We start from the raw sequence: 427 nt of genomic DNA on the forward strand, positions 1-427 counted from the left end.
GCCACGAGAAGACAGATACGAACCAACGATATTTTCGGTGCGGATAGCTGCGCCAACCGTTTCCCCAAACGATGGGTCCTGCGGTTCCTCGACCGGAGCGATGTTCGTCAGATTTTGAACGCGGGTGGCCGGTTCATAAAATGGCATTACATACCTCCAGGCGTCAGCATGCCACTGTTACGGGCATTCTGGAAAAGCTCGGAACGCTGCTGCGAAAGATTGCCCTGAATGGTCGGGGTTGGCGTATTCGGGACAGGAACAGTTGGCATCTGAGGCGGCGGCGGCACAGTCTGCTGTGCTTCCGGGTTATCCCATGACTGACCTGCACCCATCGGGATCTCTCCACCTTGGAGGAAGTCAGCGATCCCCTGCCCGGTCTGCTGGTAAATCTGAGCGCGCCCCAGTCTATCGGCCTGCTGCTGGCGCG

Annotated in this window: 1 protein-coding gene; it reads right to left on the minus strand. The window is 58.3% G+C overall.

Annotated elements, in window-relative coordinates; genetic code table 11:
* Positions 1-146 precede the first annotated feature (146 nt).
* The coding region (locus tag RCF13_RS11790) for a hypothetical protein (protein ID WP_308141213.1) at positions 147-427 on the minus strand (281 nt) is incomplete at its 5' end.

Origin of the sequence: Stenotrophomonas maltophilia group sp. RNC7 (assembly GCF_030910085.1) — a bacterium.
Taxonomy (GTDB): Bacteria; Pseudomonadota; Gammaproteobacteria; order Xanthomonadales; family Xanthomonadaceae; genus Stenotrophomonas; species Stenotrophomonas sepilia.